The 15552-nt window shown below is 74.4% G+C and carries 9 protein-coding genes; 6 read left to right on the top strand and 3 right to left on the bottom strand.

Features of this window, described 5'->3' with window-relative positions:
- Nucleotides 1-76: 76 nt before the first annotated feature.
- The 3 genes from aat (at nucleotide 77) to clpA (ending at nucleotide 3653) form a co-directional block, all read left to right on the top strand.
- Nucleotides 77-784, top strand: a complete 708-nt coding sequence (aat, locus tag ANAE109_RS04285) for a leucyl/phenylalanyl-tRNA--protein transferase (protein WP_011985154.1) — start codon at nucleotides 77-79, stop codon at nucleotides 782-784.
- A gap of 248 nt (nucleotides 785-1032) precedes the next feature.
- A complete protein-coding gene (locus ANAE109_RS04280) occupies nucleotides 1033-1359 on the top strand; it encodes an ATP-dependent Clp protease adaptor ClpS (RefSeq protein ID WP_011985153.1) in 327 nt (108 codons plus the stop codon).
- Nucleotides 1360-1361: 2 nt separating this feature from the next.
- Nucleotides 1362-3653, top strand: coding sequence for an ATP-dependent Clp protease ATP-binding subunit ClpA (gene clpA / locus ANAE109_RS04275; RefSeq protein ID WP_011985152.1), 2292 nt, complete (start codon nucleotides 1362-1364; stop codon nucleotides 3651-3653).
- A 189-nt stretch (nucleotides 3654-3842) separates the two neighbouring features.
- Here clpA and ANAE109_RS23235 read toward each other — a convergent pair whose 3' ends face one another.
- Nucleotides 3843-5711: a methyl-accepting chemotaxis protein gene (locus ANAE109_RS23235; protein ID WP_011985151.1), complete on the bottom strand. Its 1869-nt coding sequence runs from the start codon at nucleotides 5709-5711 to the stop codon at nucleotides 3843-3845.
- 176 nt (nucleotides 5712-5887) lie between these two features.
- Between ANAE109_RS23235 and ANAE109_RS04265 the strand changes: the two genes are divergently transcribed.
- Genes ANAE109_RS04265 through ANAE109_RS04255 form a run of 3 tightly spaced genes read left to right on the top strand, consistent with a single transcriptional unit; the run spans nucleotide 5888 to nucleotide 11333 of the window.
- Nucleotides 5888-8566: an ATP-dependent helicase C-terminal domain-containing protein gene (locus ANAE109_RS04265; RefSeq protein WP_041448118.1), complete on the top strand. Its 2679-nt coding sequence runs from the start codon at nucleotides 5888-5890 to the stop codon at nucleotides 8564-8566.
- Nucleotides 8567-8623: 57 nt separating this feature from the next.
- Entirely contained in the window at nucleotides 8624-10558 is a 1935-nt protein-coding gene (gene ligD / locus ANAE109_RS04260) for a DNA ligase D (protein WP_143827895.1), read from the top strand.
- A gap of 25 nt (nucleotides 10559-10583) precedes the next feature.
- Nucleotides 10584-11333, top strand: coding sequence for a DUF72 domain-containing protein (locus ANAE109_RS04255; RefSeq protein WP_011985148.1), 750 nt, complete (start codon nucleotides 10584-10586; stop codon nucleotides 11331-11333).
- Nucleotides 11334-11386: 53 nt separating this feature from the next.
- Here ANAE109_RS04255 and odhB read toward each other — a convergent pair whose 3' ends face one another.
- Together odhB and ANAE109_RS04245 are read right to left on the bottom strand one after the other, a co-directional pair.
- Nucleotides 11387-12700, bottom strand: coding sequence for a 2-oxoglutarate dehydrogenase complex dihydrolipoyllysine-residue succinyltransferase (odhB, locus tag ANAE109_RS04250; RefSeq protein WP_011985147.1), 1314 nt, complete (start codon nucleotides 12698-12700; stop codon nucleotides 11387-11389).
- A 4-nt stretch (nucleotides 12701-12704) separates the two neighbouring features.
- A complete protein-coding gene (locus tag ANAE109_RS04245) occupies nucleotides 12705-15527 on the bottom strand; it encodes a 2-oxoglutarate dehydrogenase E1 component (protein ID WP_011985146.1) in 2823 nt (940 codons plus the stop codon).
- Between the last annotated feature and the right edge of the window lie 25 nt (nucleotides 15528-15552).

Raw genomic sequence — 15552 nt, 5'->3', positions numbered from 1 at the left:
TCCAGCGCTCTCGCCGGAGGGGCGCGCGCCGCTCCTCCGGCGAGAATTTCGCCCTCCTCCGCACTACACTCGGCGCGTGGCGATCTACCGGCTCCCGCGCGAGGTGTCGTTCCCGGATCCCGACCTGGCGGAGCCCGATGGGCTGCTCGCGGTCGGCGGGGACCTCTCGCCGGAGCGGCTCCTCACCGCGTACGCGGCGGGCATCTTCCCCTGGTACGGCGAGGACACGCCCATCCTCTGGTGGTCGCCCGACCCTCGCCTCGTCCTCGAGCCGGAGCGGCTGCACGTGTCCGCTTCCCTCGCCCGCACCATCCGGCGGGGCCGGTACCGCGTCACGGCGGACCGCGCGTTCGAGGACGTCGTCCGGCGCTGCGCGGGCCGCGCGCGACCGGGCCAGGACGGCACCTGGATCGTGCCGGAGATGATCGACGCCTACGTGCGGCTGCACCGGCTCGGCTTCGCCCACTCCTTCGAGGCGTGGGAGGGCGAGGCGCTCGCCGGCGGCCTCTACGGGGTCTCGCTCGGGGGGGCGTTCTTCGGCGAGTCGATGTTCGCCGATCGCCCCGACGCCTCGAAGGTCGCCTTCGTCCGCTCCGTCGAGTGGCTCGCGCGCTGGGACGTCCGGCTCATCGACTGCCAGGTCCGCACCGAGCACCTCGCGCGCTTCGGCGCGCGCGAGATCCCGCGCGCCGAGTTCCTCGCGCGGCTGGGGCGCGCCCTCGACCGGCCGACGCTGCGCGGCCGCTGGGATCTCGACGCCGGCGATCGTCCGGCCGGCGCCTGATGGCCATGCCCGCCCGCGAGCAGCGCGCCGCCGTCGCCGGCGTACGGAGGGCCGCCGCGCCAGCTCCCGGACGACCGGGCGCTGCCTCGCCGGTCCGGGCCACGGCCGCGGGCGAACCGCGCAGGACCGGCCCCGCCAGGGGGCATGCGCGCCCCGCGGGCGCAGGCCGGACGGCGACACCGCGACGCGTCCCGGCGGCGGAGGGCGGCGTGCGCGGGGTCGAGAGCGTACGCTTAGAATGTGAGCCCATGGCAGAGCGGTCCCGCCCCGGGGGCGACACGGACGTCGTCGTCCCCCGGACGAAGGCGGAGAAGGAGACGAAGCGGCCGTCGCTGTTCCGCGTGCTGCTGCACAACGACGACTACACCACCCAGGAGTTCGTGGACTGGGTGCTCGTGACGGTCTTCCACCACGATCCCGAGAGCGCGCACCGGATCATGCTGCACGTTCACATGCACGGGGTCGGCCTGGCCGGTATCTATCCCTTCGAGATCGCCGAGACGAAGGCGGAGAAGACGATGGCGCTCGCGCGCGAGGCGGAGTACCCGCTCCTCGTGACGGTCGAGCCGGAGTAGGCATGGTGACGGTGTCGAAGGAGCTACAGCAGACGCTGCAGGCGGCGGTCGCGGAGGCGCGGCGGCGGCGGCACGAGTACGTCACGCTCGAGCACCTCCTCCACGCGATGACGCACGACAAGATCGCGTCCGAGGTGCTGCTCGCGTGCGGCGCGGATCTGAAGCTGCTCGAGCGCGAGCTCGAGGAGTACCTCGACCGCACCCTCGAGTCGCTCGGGACGGCGCAGGACCCGGAGCAGACGGCCGCCTTCCAGCGCGTGCTGCAGCGGGCGGCCTGGCACGTCCAGGGCTCCGGGCGCACCGAGCTGAACGCCGGGGACGTCCTCGTGGCGATCACGCGCGAGCGCGGCTCGCACGCCGTCTACCTGCTCGAGAAGCAGGGCGTGAGGCGGCTCGACATCCTCCAGTACATCTCGCACGGGATCGGCAAGGAGGGCGGCGGCGAGGACGAGCCGCAGGAGGACGGCGGCGACGAGGGCGGCGGCCCCCGCACGGTGAAGGATCCGTTCAAGACCTTCACCGTCAACCTGAACGAGCGCGCCGCCCAGGGGCTCATCGATCCGCTCATCGGCCGCGACCTCGAGATCGAGCGGACCATCCAGGTGCTGTGCCGCCGGCGCAAGAACAACCCCGTCTTCGTGGGCGAGCCCGGCGTGGGCAAGACCGCCATCGTGGAAGGGCTCGCGCTGCGCATCCACGAGAAGAAGGTCCCCGCGGTCCTCGAGAAGGCGGCCATCTACTCGCTCGACATGGGCGCGCTGCTCGCCGGGACCAAGTTCCGCGGCGAGTTCGAGCAGCGGCTCAAGGGCGTCATCGCCGGCGTCAAGAAGACGCCGAACGCGATCCTCTTCATCGACGAGATCCACACCATCGTCGGCGCCGGGGCGACCACCGGCTCCTCGATGGACGCCTCGAACCTCCTCAAGCCCGCGCTCGCGTCCGGCGAGCTGCGCTGCATCGGCTCGACCACCTTCCACGACTACAAGCAGACGTTCGAGCGCGATCACGCGCTGGCGCGCCGCTTCCAGAAGATCGAGGTCCACGAGCCGAGCGTCGACGACACCATCCGCATCCTGCGCGGGCTGAAGAAGGTCTACGAGGAGCACCACGGCGTGGTGTTCACGCCCCGCTCGCTGCGCGCCGCCGCGGAGCTGTCGGCGAAGCACATCAACGACCGGCAGCTGCCGGACAAGGCCATCGACGTCCTCGACGAGGCCGGCGCGCGGGACCGCATGCGCGCGGAGGGGCGCCGGCGCCACCGCGTCACCGCGCGCGACGTCGAGCGGGTCGTCGCCAAGATCGCGAAGATCCCGGAGCGCACCGTCTCCGCGGACGACGAGGTGCAGCTCAGGAACCTCGAGCCCGAGCTCAAGAAGGTCATCTTCGGCCAGAACGCCGCGGTGGAGGCCATCGTCTCGGCGATCAAGCTCTCCCGCTCCGGGCTGGGCTCGCCCGAGCGGCCCATCGGCAACTTCCTGTTCTCCGGCCCCACCGGCGTCGGGAAGACCGAGCTCGCGAAGCAGCTCGCGCGGATCCTCGGCGTCGAGTTCCTCCGCTTCGACATGACGGAGTACCAGGAGAAGCACACCGTCTCGCGGCTCATCGGCGCGCCCCCCGGGTACGTCGGGTTCGATCAGGGCGGGCTCCTCACCGACGCCATCCGCAAGACGCCCTACGCCGTGCTCCTCCTCGACGAGATCGAGAAGGCCCACCCGGACATCTTCAACCTGCTGCTGCAGGTCATGGATCACGCGACGCTCACCGACAACAACGGCCGCAAGGCGGACTTCCGCCACGTGATCCTCGTCCTGACGACGAACGCGGGCGCGCAGGAGCTCTCCGCGCGCCGCGTCGGCTTCGGCTCGGACGTGTCGGACCCAGGCAACGCGCGGAACGCGATCGAGCGCACCTTCAGCCCGGAATTCCGCAACCGGCTCGACGCGTGGGTCGCGTTCGACTCGCTGCCGCCCGAGGTGATCGCGCGGGTCGTGGACAAGATGGTGAAGGAGCTCGAGGCTCAGCTGGCCGAGCGCAAGGTGCGCATCGAGCTCACGCCCGCCGGGCGCGCGTGGCTCGCCGAGCACGGGTTCGACCGGAAGATGGGCGCCCGGCCGATGGCGCGGCTCATCCAGAACGAGGTGAAGAAGCCGCTCGCCGAGAAGATCCTGTTCGGCGAGCTGCACGACGGCGGCACGGTCCGGGTCGAGGTGGAGCCGGACGGGGCGAAGCTCAAGCTGGTCGTCGCGGCCGCGGTTCCGCCGGCCCCGAAGATCCCGGAGCCCGAGCCGGCCTGATGGCCGTGGCCGCTCGCGTCGAACCGGCTCGCTCGCGGTTCGTACACAGGCTCACCGCGAGCGGCATTCCGTGATCCGCTCGCCCCTGACCCCTCGACAGGCTCGGGGGGAAGGGCGAGCGGGAAGGCTCGACCGGAGTGATCACGGCCATGAGCTCGGCGCGCACGTCGATCGGAGAGCGGAGCGAGGTCAGGCGGCGCGGCGGCCGGGGGCGAGCAACGCCCGCGCGGCCGCCTGCTCCTCCAGCCGGAAGAAGCCGATGGCGGCCTGGAGCGCCGCGGCGCGATCGTCGAGATCGCGCGCGGTGGCCTCGATCTCCTGCGCCGCGCCGGCCGTGTGCTGGACGCCTGCGCTGAGCCCCTGCACGGCCCCGCTGATCTGCGCGGCCCCGGTGGCGAGCGCGCGCGTCGAGGCCGCCACCTCCCGGACCTGCTGCGCCGTGCGCCGGATGTCCGGCACGAGCGCGCCGAGCACCGCCCCCGCCCGCTCCGCGACGGCCACCGTCGAGCCGGAGAGCTCGCCTATCTCCATCGCCGCGCCGCGGCTGCGCTCGGCGAGCGATCTCACCTCGGCGGCGACGACCGCGAAGCCCTTGCCGTGCTCGCCGGCGCGCGCCGCCTCGATGGCGGCGTTCAGCGCGAGCAGGTTCGTCTGGTACGCGATCTCCTCGATGATCCCGATCTTCTCGGCGATCTGGCGCATCGCCCCGACCGCCTCCGCGACGGCCCGGCCGCCCTCCTCCGCGGCGGAGGCCGACGCGAGCGCCGCCTTCTCCACCTCGTCGGCGTCCCGCGCGGTCGCGGTGATGGTCGCGGAGATCTCCTCGACGGACGCCGCGGCCTCCTCGGCGGCGGCGGCCTGCTCGGAGGTGGTACGCGAGATGAGCTCGGCGCCGCCGCGCAGCTTGTCGCTCCCCGCCGCCACCCCCCCCGCCGCGTCGCGGACCTCCCCCACCGCGCCGCGCAGCTGGCCGGCCGTGTCGCGCATGGCGGAGAGCACCTGGCCCGCCTCGTCGGCCCCCGGCGCGTCGATCTCGACGGTGAGGTCCCCGGAGGCCATCCGCGCGGAGACGGCGGCGGCCTCGCGCAGCGCGACCAGGCTGCGGCGGAGGGAGGCGTAGAGGAGCCCGCCCGCGAGCGCCATCATCGCCGCGAAGAGGGCGATGGTGATCCACCCGTCGCGCACCGCGGCGGCGTGCAGCGCGGTCGCGTCGCGGAAGAAGAACAGGACGCCGGCGACCGTCCCCTCCGCGTCTCGCAGCGGCCCGATCCCCGCCACGTACCAGGCGTCGCCGCGCCGGAAGAGCCGGGCCACCGGCGCCTCGAGCCCGTCGCCGAGCCCGACGACCGCGCCGAGCTCGTGCGCCAGGGCGCGATCGGTCGCCTCGAGCACCTGGAACTCGCCGACCACCTCCTTCGACGCGGGCTCGGCCCCCTTCGCGCGCAGGTAGTCGGAGCGCAGGAACAGCGCGACCTCCTCGCCGGTGACGCGCTTCGTCTGCGCGAAGAGGTGATCGATCTCCTCGGCGACCTCGAGGTAGCCGACCTGCGCCCCGCCGAGCGACACCGGCCGGACGCTCCGCAGCGAGAAGAAGTTCTTGCCGAGCTCGATCCCGTGGGCGTTGCGGCCCGTCCTCGCCGCGGCCAGGTACGTCGCGCGCTTCAGCACGTCGTCCCGCTGCTCGGGCTTGTGGACGCGCAGGAAGACGCGGCCCTCGGGCTCGATGAAGTACATGTGCGTGATCGCGTTCTTCGCCTTCAGCTCCTGGAAGAGCGGCGTCGCCGCCGCGAGCGTCGCGTCGCGGTCTCCCGCCGCGAACGGCGCGAGCAGCCGCTCGGCCTGGGACAGCACGGTCAGCGCGCGAGAGAGCCCCTCCGCGTCGGCCTCGACCGCCGCCTCGAACGCGGCCACGTTGGCGAGCATCTCGCCGGACGCGGCGTCGAGCAGCTGCCGCTCCCGCGCCGTGCGCGTCACGTACGCGGTGAGCGCCACGGTGAGCGAGAGGACGGCGACGAGCGAGATGACGAACCGGTTGCTGAGGGATGCGGAACGCGCCACGAGGACCTCCCAAATGGGTAGCGGGAGTGTCTCATCCGGTATGGCAGGCGGCCAACCGACGGCTCGCCCCGTGAGCCGGGGATGCGGGGTTGGACGACATCGGCGCCGCGACATTTTGCCGCAGCCGCGGGAGGCCGGCCGTCGCTGCTGACGCCGTCCTCGGGTACAACCCCGCCGTGCAGCGCCTGCCGATCGACGAAATCCTGCCCGACGCCCTGGCCGCGCTCGGGGCGGCGCCTTCCCTCGTCATCGAGGCCCCGCCCGGCGCGGGCAAGACGACGCGGGTGCCCCCCGCGATCCTGGCCGGCGGGTTGGCGGGCGCGGGCGAGGTGGTGGTGCTCGAGCCCAGGCGGCTGGCGGCGCGGCTGGCCGCGCGGCGGGTGGCAGAGGAGCTGGGCGAGCGCGTCGGCGAGACGGTCGGCTATCAGGTCCGCTTCGAGGAGGTGGCCGGACCGCGCACGCGGCTGCGCTTCGTGACGGAGGGCCTCCTCACCCGCCGGCTCCTCGCCGAGCCCCTGCTCCCGGGCGTGGGCGCGGTGGTGCTCGACGAGCTCCACGAGCGGCACCTCCAGGGGGACCTCGCGCTCGCGCTGCTCCGGCGCCTGCAGCGGACCACCCGCCCCGACCTGAAGCTCGTCGCGATGTCCGCGACGCTCGACGCGGCGCCGGTGGCGCGGTTCCTCGGCGCGGCCTCGCTCCGCTCCGAGGGCCGGCGCTTCGAGGTGGCCGTCGAGTACCTGTCGCCCGAGGAGGCCGCGCGGCCGGACGCGCGCCTCGAGGAGCTGGTCTCGCGCGCCGTGCGGCGGCTGCACCGTGAAGGGCTCGACGGCGACGTGCTCGTGTTCCTTCCCGGCGCCGCGGAGATCCGGCGAGCGCGGGAGGCGCTCTCCGAGTGGGCCGCCGCGACGGCGGTCGACCTGCTCCCGCTGCACGGCGACCTGCCCCCCGAGGAGCAGGACCGCGCGGTGCGCGCGGGGGCGCGTCGCAAGGTGATCCTGTCGACCAACGTCGCGGAGACCTCCGTGACGATCGAGGGCGTCGTGGCGGTGGTGGACTCCGGGCTCGCGCGCGTCGCGTCGCACTCGCCGTGGTCCGGCCTCCCGACGCTCGAGGTGCGGAAGGTGAGCCGCGCCTCCGCCGCCCAGCGCGCCGGCCGCGCCGGGCGCACCCGCCCCGGCCGCGCGCTGCGCCTCTACACGCGCCACGATCACGACACCCGCCCCGAGTTCGAGGTGCCGGAGATCCTCCGCGAGGATCTCGCGGAGACGCTCCTCGCCGCCTCGGCCCTGGAGGCCGGCGGCCGGATCGACTGGCTCGAGCCGCCGCCGCCCGCCGCCCTCGAGGTGGCGCGCGCGCTGCTGCTCCGGCTCGGCGCCCTCGATCGCGGCGGCGCGATCACCGGGCTCGGCCGCCGCATGCTCCGCCTGCCCGTCCACCCGCGCCTCGCGCGCCTCGCCCTCGAGGCGGCCGCGCGCGGCGCGCCGGACGGCGGTGCGCTCCTCGCCGCCCTCCTCGGCGAGCGCGAGCTCCGCGATCGGCGCGCCCTCGACGGCGGCGCGCTGCCGCCGACCGGCCCCTCCGACCTGCTCGAGCTCGCGCACGCGTTCGAGGAGGCGGCGCGCGCGCGGTTCGAGCCCGAGCGGCTCCGGCGGATGGGGCTCAACCCCGGCGCGGTCCAGGCGGTCGAGCGCAGCCGGAGGCAGCTCCAGCGGCTGGTGAGGACCGCGACGACCTCGACCGCGACCCCGACCGCGCATCTCTCGCCCGCTCATCCCGAGCGTAGCTCCGCCGCGGAGGCGGCGGAGCGGAGTCGAGGGACGACCTCGATCCCGACCTCGACCGCGACCCTCCTCCCCGGCACCACGCCCGCGGAGCACGCGCTCCTGCTCGCCACGCTCGCCGCCTACCCGGACCGCGTCGCGCGGCGGCGCGCGCCGGGGTCGGACGAGGTGGTCCTCGTGGGCGGCGGCAGCGCGCGGCTGGACGCCGCGAGCGTGGTGCGGGAGGCGGCGCTCCTCGTCGCCGTGGACGCGGAGGAGCGGCGCGGCGACCGGCGCGTTCCCGGCGCGCGCGCGGCCGAGGCCCGCGTCCGCATCGCCAGCGGCGTGACGGAGGAGATGCTCCTCGATCTGTTCCCCGACGCGCTCCGCTACGAGGAGGCGGTGCAGTGGAACGCTGCTGCCGAGCGCGTGGAGGCGACCGAGCGGCTCGTGTACGAGGATCTCGTGCTGGAGGAGTCGCGCGCGCCGCGCGCCGACCCGGAGAAGGTCGCGGCCCTGCTCGCCTCCGAGGCGCTCGCGCGTGGCCCCCGCGCGTTCGCGCCGGAGGGCGCGCTCGACCGGGTCGTCGCGCGGATCGCCTTCGCGGCCGCCCACGCGCCGGACTCCGGGCTCGTCGCGCCCACCGACGAGGAGCTCGCGGCGGCGCTGCGCGAGCTGTGCGCCGGCCGGAGGAGCTTCGCCGAGCTGCGGGAGGCGGACCTGCCGAGCGCGCTCCTCGCGCGGCTCGACCCCAGGGCGCGCGCGGCGCTCGAGCGGCTCGCGCCCGAGCGCGTCACCCTGCCCGGCGGCCGCACCACGCGCGTCCACTACGAGACCGGCAAGCCGCCGTGGATCGAGAGCCGGCTGCAGGACTTCTTCGGCCTGGCCCAGGGGCCGGCGCTCGCCGGCGGCAAGGTGCCGCTCGTGCTGCACCTGCTCGCGCCGAACCAGCGCGCCGTGCAGGTGACGACCGACCTCGCGGGCTTCTGGGAGCGCCACTACCCGGCCCTGCGCCGCGAGCTCGGCCGCCGGTACCCGCGCCACGCCTGGCCGGAGGACCCCCGCAGCGCCACGCCGCCGCCGGCGCGCCGGTAGACGACCTCCGGTCCCGGGGGCTTGGCCACCCCGGCTCGGGGCCCGCATCTTCCGGATGTGACCTCCCGACGAAGGCTCCCGCCCTACCGCCCGCAGCTCGCGCTCCTCGTCTCCGGGGCGCCCGAGGGTGCCGCGTGGGTGCACGAGGTGAAGTACGACGGGTACCGGATCGGCTGCGCGGTCGACGGCGGCGAGGTCACGCTCTGGAGCCGCCGCGGCAAGGACTGGACGGCGCAGTTCCCGGAGGTCGCCTCCTCGGCGCGGCGGCTGAAGGTCCGGTCGGCGCTCCTCGACGGCGAGGTGGCGGCCGTGCTGCCGGACGGACGCACGAGCTTCCAGGCGCTGCAGAACGCCTTCCACGGGGGACGCCGCGACCTCGTCTACTTCGCGTTCGACCTGCTCCACCTGGACGGCGAGGACCTCACCTCCCGCCCGCTCCTCGAGCGGAAGGCCGCGCTCGCGGGGCTCCTGGGCGACGGCGGCGTCGTCCGGTACGCGCCGCACTTCGAGGGACGCGGGCCCGACGTCCACCGCGAGGCGTGCAAGCTCGGGATGGAGGGCATCGTCTCGAAGCGCTCCGACCTGCCCTACCGCGCGGGCCGCAACGCGACCTGGGTGAAGACGAAGTGCGTGCTGCGGCAGGAGCTCGTCATCGGCGGCTTCACCGATCCCGAGGGCGCGGCGCGCGACGCCATCGGCGCGTTGCTCGTCGGCTACCGGGAGGGCGGCGCGCTCAGGTTCGCGGGCAAGGTCGGGACCGGCTTCACGAACGCCAGCGCTCGCGCGCTCCGCGAGCGGCTCGCCGGCCTTCCGACCGACTCGAGCCCGTTCACGCCGCGGCCGAGCGGCTGGCTCGGCCGCAACGCGCACTGGGTCCGGCCCGAGCTCGTGTGCGAGGTCGCCTTCACCGAGTGGACGGCGGACGGGAAGATCCGCCACCCGTCGTTCCAGGGGCTCCGCGAGGACAAGCGCCCCGAGGACGTCGTACGCGAGCGGGCGGCCGGGGGCGCGACCTCGACCGCCACCTCGACCGCGACCCCGACGGAGAAGCGCGTGCCCCGGCGCTCGCGCTCGCCCGGGGCGGGCGAGGCCGAGGAGATCGGCGGCGTGCGCATCTCCAGCCCCGCCCGCGTGATGTACCCGGACCTCGGCGTCACGAAGCGGGACCTCGCCCGCTACTACGAGGCGGTCGCGGACGCGATGGTGCCGCACCTCGCGGGGCGACCGCTCACGCTGGTGCATTGCCCGGACGGGCTCGCCGGCGAGTGCCGCTACATGAAGCACTCGAAGCTCTGGGCACCGGACGCCGTGCGCCGCGTCCGCATCCCGGAGCGGACGAAGCTCGGAGAGTACCTCGTCGTGGACGACGCCCGGGCGCTCCTCTCGATCGTCCAGATGGACGTCCTCGAGCTGCACACCTGGAGCTCGACGGTCGACCGGCTGGAGGAGCCCGACCGGCTGGTGCTCGATCTCGACCCGGGGCCCGCGGTGGGCTGGGCGGAGGTGGTTCGCGCGGCGCGGCTGCTGCGCGACGCGCTCGCCGCCCTGGGGCTCGGCGCCTTCGTCAAGACCACGGGCGGCGCGGGGCTGCACGTCGTCGCGCCGCTCGTGCCCGAGCGCCCGTGGAGCGAGTGCCTGGCGTTCGCGCGCGGGCTCGCCACGACGCTCGCGCGGCACGACCCCTCCCGGTTCACGGTCGCCTACGCGAAGGCGGGCCGCGAGCGGAAGATCCTGCTCGACTACCTGCGCAACAACCGCACGAACACCTCCATCGCGGCGTTCTCCACGCGCGCGCGCCCAGCCGCGACCGTGGCCGTGCCGCTCGCCTGGGACGAGCTCTCCCCCCGCGCGCCGCCCGACCGCCACACGCTCCGGACCGTGCCGCGGCGGCTCGCGCGGCTCCGGGCCGATCCCTGGGCGGGATACGACCGGGCGCGGCGCTCGCTCGCACGCAGCCGGCTCGACGCGGTCGGGGCGTCGCCCGCGCCGTGAGGCCCGGCGCGACTACATTCCGCGCATGGGTCGCGTCCGCGTCGGCACGAGCGGGTACCAGTACCGACACTGGCGTGGCGTCCTCTATCCGGAGGGGCTGCCCCAGCGTGAGTGGCTCCCCCACTACGCGCGCTTCTTCGACACCGTCGAGATGAACGCCACCTTCTACCGGCTGCCCACGGTGGAGGCGGTGGAGCGCTGGCGCTCGAGCGTGCCGCGCGGGTTCACCTTCGCCGTGAAGGGGAGCCGCTACCTCACGCACCTCAAGCGGCTGCTCGACGCGGAGGCGGGGCTCGACCGCTTCTACGATCCGGTCGCGCACTTCGGGCCGAAGCTCGGCCCCGTCCTCTGGCAGCTCCCGCCGCACATGAAGCCCGACCTCGCGCGCCTCGATCGGTTCCTCGCCCACCTGCCGGCCGGGCGCCACGCCGTCGAGTTCCGCCACGAGGGCTGGTACACGGAGGAGACCTGCGCGGTGCTCGACCGCCACGGCGCCGTCTTCTGCGAGCACGACAACCTGCGCCGCCCGCCGCCGCGGCTCACCGGCGGCTTCCGCTACGTCCGCTTCCACGGCACGACGGGGCGTTACTCGGGGCGCTACGGGGTCGAGGCGCTCCGGCCGTTCGCCGCGGAGCTCCTCGCCTGGGCGGTCCGGGGCGGCGACGCCTTCGTCTACTTCAACAACGACCTCGGCGGCCACGCGGTGCACGACGCCCTGTCGCTGCTCGCCCTGCTCGGCGTGGAGCGGCCCTCGCCCTCGGCGCACGCGCCGTAGGTCCAGCGGCGGAGGTCGGCGGACGGGGAGCGCCGAGGCGCCGCGACTCGTCCTCAGATCTCGAGCAGGATCCGCTCCGGGTCCTCGATCGCGTTCTTCACCGCGATGAGGAACTGCACCGCCTCGCGCCCGTCGACGATGCGGTGATCGTAGGAGAGCGCGACGTACATCATCGGCCGCGCCGCGATCTGGTCGCCCGCCGTCACCACCGCGCGCTTCTCGATCTTGTGGAGGCCGAGGATCCCGGACTGCGGCGGGTTCAGGATGGGCGTGGAGAGGAGCGAGCCGTAGATGCCGCCGTTCGAGATGGTGAAGGTCCCCCCGGCGAGGTCGTCCATGGTGATGCGGTTGTCGCGGGCCTTCTTCGCGAGCTCGCCGATCCGCTTCTCGACCTCCGCGAAGGAGAGCGCGTCCGCGTCGCGCACGATGGGCACGACGAGCCCCTTGCCGCCGCCCACGGCGACCCCGATGTCGTAGTGATCCTTGTAGACGATGTCGGTGCCGCGCACCTCGGCGTTCACCACGGGGAACGCGCGCAGCGCCTCGACCGCCGCCTTCACGAAGAACGACATGAACCCGAGCTTCACGCCGTGCTTCGCGAGGAACGCCTCCCCGTGCCGCTCGCGCACCTCGAGGACGCGCGACATGTCGACCTCGTTGAAGGTGGTCAGGATGGCCGCGGTCTGCTGCGCCTCGACGAGCCGGCGCGCGACGGTGCGGCGCAGCGAGGTCATCGCGACCAGCCGCTCGCGCGCGGTCGCGCCATCGGGCCGCGCCGCCGGCTGGGGCGCCGGCGCCGGGGCGCGCGCCTCGGCGGGCCGCTCCAGCGCGCGGACCACGTCCTCCTTGCGCACCTGACCGCCGGGACCGGACCCGGCGACCGCGCCTGCCTCGAGGCCGTGCTCGGCCATGAGCCGGCGCGCGCTCGGCGGCGCCCGCCGCGCGGCCGCCCCTCCGCCCGGGGTTGGCGCCGGGGCGGAGGCCGCGCCCCGCGGCCCGGAGGCCTCGGGCGCGACGGGAGCCGGCGGCGTGGGCTGGGGCGGCGGAGACTCCGGGCGCGCGGCGGGCACGAGGCCGCCGGGCGTCGGGCCCGAGCCGAGCGGGGAGACCGCGACGCTCGCCCCCGCCGCGCCCTCCTCGATGTCGGCGATCGCCTCGCCCACCGCGACCGTGTCGCCCGTGCGCTTCAGCACCCGCCGCAGCACGCCCGCCGCGGGCGCCGGCACCGCCACCGTGGCCTTCTCGCTCTCCACCTCCACGAGCGGCTCGTCCACCTGGACGCTCTCGCCCTCGCTCTTCAGCCACGCTCCGATGGTGGCCTGCGTCACCGACTCGCCGAGAGACGGGACCTTCAGCTGGATCGACATGTCGTCAGCGCTCCTGGGCGGCCGCGCGGTCGGCGCGGATCCGCGAGACGGGCTCTCCGAGGGCCTCGCGCACGAGCTGTTCCTGCTCGAGGCGGTGGCGCGTCGCCGATCCCGCGGCCGGGCTCGCGGACGGCGCGCGCGCGACGAGGGCGACGCGCGACGGCAGCCTCGGAGCGAGGTGGGCGTTCACGTAGTCCCAGGCACCCATGTTCGACGGCTCCTCCTGCGCCCAGACGATCTCGACCCCGGGGCGGAGGCGCGCGATCGACGCGCGGACCGACTCCACGTCGAGCGGATAGAGCTGCTCCAGCCGCACGATGGCCGCGTGCCGCGCGCCCTGCGCTGTCCGCGCGCCGGCGAGGTCGTAGTAGAGCTTGCCCGAGCACAGGACGACGCGGGTCGTCTCCGTTGGGTCGGCGGACTCGTCGTCGATGACTGGCTGGAAACGCTCGCGCGCGAGCAGGTCCAGCGGCGAGACGACCTGCGGGTGGCGCAGGAGGCTCTTCGGGGACATCACCACGAGCGGCTTGCGGAAGGGCGAGCGCACCTGCCGGCGCAGCGCGTGGAAGTACTGGGCGGGCGTGGTGAGGTTCACCACGCGCCAGTTGTCGTCCACCGACAGCTCCAGGAAGCGCTCCAGGCGCGCGGACGAGTGCTCCGGGCCCTGCCCCTCCATGCCGTGGGGCAGGAGCAGCGCGAGCCCGGAGAGCCTGTTCCACTTGGCCTCTCCGGAGGAGAGGAACTGGTCGATGATGACCTGCGCGGCGTTCACGAAGTCGCCGAACTGCGCCTCCCACAGGGTGAGCGCGTCCGGCATCTCGAGGCTGTAGCCGTACTCGAAGCCCAGCGCGCCGGCCTCGGAGAGCAGGCTGTCGCGGATCTCGACGGGCCCCTGGCCGCTGCGCAGGTGGGAGAGGGGCGAGTACGGGACCCCCGACTCGTGGTCGTACAGCACGGAGTGGCGGTGGCTGAACGTCCCGCGGCGGACGTCCTGACCGGAGAGCCGGATGCGCGCGCCCTCCCACGCGAGCGTCCCGAGCGCGAGCGCCTCGGCCATCGCCCAGTCCAGCGGCCGCTCGCCCCGGACCATCTGCGCGCGCGCCTCGAGCACCTTCGCGAGCTTCGGGTGCACCCGGAAGCCGCGCGGGAGCTGGACGAGCAGCTCGCCGACCTGGCGCAGCACCTCGGGGGCGACGCCGGTGGGAGGCTCCTCGCGGCCCATCGGGCCGCCGCGGTAGTCCTTCCAGAAGCCGCTCATGGCCTGGGCCCCCGGCTGGACCGCGATCTTCGCCGACGCCTGGTAGGCCTCCTCGAGCCGGGCGCGATAGCGCGCGACCATCTGCTCGACCTCGCCCGCGGCGATCGTCCCCTCCTTCACGAGCTGCTGGCCGTAGAGCGCCTTGAGCGTGGGCTTGCGCGAGATGGCCCGGTACATCACCGGCTGCGTGAACGCCGGCTCGTCGCCCTCGTTGTGCCCGTGACGGCGGTAGGTCCACAGGTCGATGACCACGTCGCGGTGGAAGCGCTGGCGGAAGTCCACGGCGAGCAGCACCGCCTGGGCGATCGCCTCCAGGTCCTCGCCGTTCACGTGGATGATGGGGATCTGCAGCATGCGCGCGGGCCCGGTGGCGTAGGTGGTCGAGCGCGCGTCCCTGGGAGAGGTGGTGAAGCCCACCTGGTTGTTCACGATGACGTGGATCGTGCCGCCCACCGCGTAGCCCTCGAGCTCCGACATCTGGAGGGACTCGGCCACGACGCCCTGCGCCGCGAACGCGGCGTCGCCGTGGACCAGGATGGGCAGCGAGCGGTGGCGGTCGGTGTCGCGGTAGCGGTCCTGCTTCGCGCGGACGCGCCCCTGCACCACCGTGTCGATCCACTCCAGGTGGCTCGGGTTGAAGGCGAGCGACAGGTGCACGAGCACGCCCTCGGCGCTCTCGCGATCCGACGAGTAGCCGAGGTGGTACTTCACGTCGCCCCCGCCCGCGTTGATGATCGCGGCGTCCCGGAACTCGGCGAAGATGTCGCGGAGCGGCTTGCCGACCACGTTCGCGAGCACGTTGAGCCGGCCGCGGTGCGCCATGCCGATGACGACGTTGCGGACGCCGTGGCCGATGGCCCGGTCGACGGCGAGCTCGAACAGCGGCAGGAGCCCCTCCGCGCCCTCCACGCTGAAGCGCTTCGCGCCCAGGAACTTCGTGCCGAGGTACTGCTCCAGCGTCTCGGCCTCCACGACCTTCTCGAGCAGGCGGCGCTTCACCTCCGGCTCGAGCGAGACGCGGTTGCGCGTGCGCTCCATCCGCTGCTCGAGCCAGCCGCGGAGGTCGGCGTCGTGCATGTGCGCCAGCTCGACGCCGAGCGTCCGGCAGTAGGTCTCCTCGAGCCGCGCCACGAGCCCGCGGAGCGTTCGATCCCCACGCCCCTCCGGGTCGGCGCACGGCCGCTCGAGCTCCGCGTCGGAGAGCCCGAACGTCGCCGGCGAGAAGCGCTCCGCGCGCCGGGTGAGGGCGAGCGGATCGAGGTCCGCGCGCAGGTGACCGTACTCGCGGTAAGCCGTCACGAGCCGGTCGACCTTCGCCTGGAAGGCGGCGTCCGCCGAGGCGAGGGCCGCCCCCGGGGCGGGCGCCACGCCCCCGTCCGGGCGGCGGGGCGCGAAGGCCTCAGGGGCCTTCGCCGTGCCGGGCGTCGCCGGCACCGACTCGAAGTAGCGGCGCCAGCGCTCGTCCACCGCGCTGGGATCGGCGAGCCACTCGTAGTACAGGTCCTCGACGAAGCTCAGGTTGCTGGCGCTCGGCGCCGGGACGGGGAGTTCGGTCTCGGGTGATGACATGTCGCGACATACTTAATTCGCCGGT

The organism is Anaeromyxobacter sp. Fw109-5, assembly GCF_000017505.1.
Classification (GTDB): Bacteria; Myxococcota; Myxococcia; order Myxococcales; family Anaeromyxobacteraceae; genus Anaeromyxobacter.
This window is presented reverse-complemented; position numbering and strand designations above follow the sequence as displayed.

Coding starts and splice junctions, on each gene's coding strand:
- ANAE109_RS04245 (WP_011985146.1), bottom strand. CDS start 15,527: ATGTCATCACCCGAGACCGAACTCCCCGTCCCGGCGCCGAGCGCCAGC.
- odhB (WP_011985147.1), bottom strand. CDS start 12,700: ATGTCGATCCAGCTGAAGGTCCCGTCTCTCGGCGAGTCGGTGACGCAG.
- ANAE109_RS04280 (WP_011985153.1), top strand. CDS start 1,033: ATGGCAGAGCGGTCCCGCCCCGGGGGCGACACGGACGTCGTCGTCCCC.
- ANAE109_RS04255 (WP_011985148.1), top strand. CDS start 10,584: ATGGGTCGCGTCCGCGTCGGCACGAGCGGGTACCAGTACCGACACTGG.
- clpA (WP_011985152.1), top strand. CDS start 1,362: ATGGTGACGGTGTCGAAGGAGCTACAGCAGACGCTGCAGGCGGCGGTC.